Below are 1170 nucleotides of genomic sequence, written 5' to 3' on the forward strand. Positions count from 1 at the left end.
CGGCCGAATCGGACCAGCCTCCCGCCGCTCAGCTTGAATTCGCCTGGGCTTGAGAAACTGGCACCGTCTGGCAGGATCCGCTCTAATCAGCTTCGCGGGTGTAATCGTACCCGGAAATTCGGAGTAGAAGATCGGTGAACCGGCGAATGCACACGAGCGACGGAGTCGAGTTGGTCTCTGTGTTTGGGGCTTTCGCCGTCGCCGTGTGATTCGTACCCTTCCCCGACTGAACTACTCACTCTACCTACGATCACACTCAACAAGCATGCTCCAGAAACCCGATCGCAAAACGACAATCGCGGAACGACGAATGGATTTGCGTTACCCTGACTTGGCCGCTGCATGCGAAGACATTTTGCATTTGCGAGAAGGTGGCTACGAATTGGTTGGGAACTGGAACCTCGCTCAAATACTGGATCATCTGAATACGTCCATGCAAATGACGATTAGCGGTGCAGAGTTCACGTTTCCTGCGTTGTTGCGACCAGTGATGAAACTGATGTTCATGCCAACGATGCGGAAGGGCAAACCATCCAAACTTCGTGGCAAGGCACCGCTGCAACTTCAGCCCGCCCTCGATCTCGATGAAGACGCTTGTGCAAACCGATTTTATGCGCTCGCGGAAACCTTAATGGACCCATCTACTCAATTTGTCACGCACTATCCGATGCTGGGTCGACTCAATCGTGAACAATGGCTCTTACTGCAACAATGGCACGCTGCCCATCACTTAAGCTTCGTCGTACCGGACGCCTGACAGGCATTTCCCTCTCCACCCATCACGGACGTTCTGCCAACTAATGGGCAATCGAACGGTAGTCATGGAATCGAGAAATAATCCATACCTCGCGCCGAATCATGCTATCGATGCCGAATCAGGTTCACGCCGAGGTTTGGTGCTCGGGTTGGTTGGGAAGATTCTACTCACTTCTGTCTGGACCATGTCCAGCGAGGCAGGACGATGAATTGCACCAAAGCATGGGAGCCGTCTTGATCTCTTGTGGCCCATCGTATGATCCGCCGGCGCATGACTCCCCTGTGACTCGCGTTGTGTGGTCCGAGGGTATTTTTCTTTGACTCTATGGCGAATCCGACCGAACACACGACGCGGCGATCCTTGGGAGTCGAGCGCCTTGGGATGCTTGAAGTGCACCAATGAGATCAACACGC

At 53.8% G+C, this 1170-nt stretch carries 1 protein-coding gene; it reads left to right on the forward strand.

Features of this window, described 5'->3' with window-relative positions; all coding sequences use genetic code 11:
• The first annotated feature begins 310 nt into the window (after positions 1-310).
• On the forward strand, positions 311-757 hold the full coding sequence (locus NZK35_RS34245) for a DUF1569 domain-containing protein (protein WP_259637025.1): 447 nt from the start codon (positions 311-313) through the stop codon (positions 755-757).
• Positions 758-1170: the final 413 nt, after the last annotated feature.

It is taken from the genome of Stieleria sedimenti, assembly GCF_025060895.1.
GTDB lineage: Bacteria > Planctomycetota > Planctomycetia > Pirellulales > Pirellulaceae > Stieleria > Stieleria sedimenti.

Coding starts and splice junctions, on each gene's coding strand:
- NZK35_RS34245 (WP_259637025.1), top strand. CDS start 311: ATGGATTTGCGTTACCCTGACTTGGCCGCTGCATGCGAAGACATTTTG.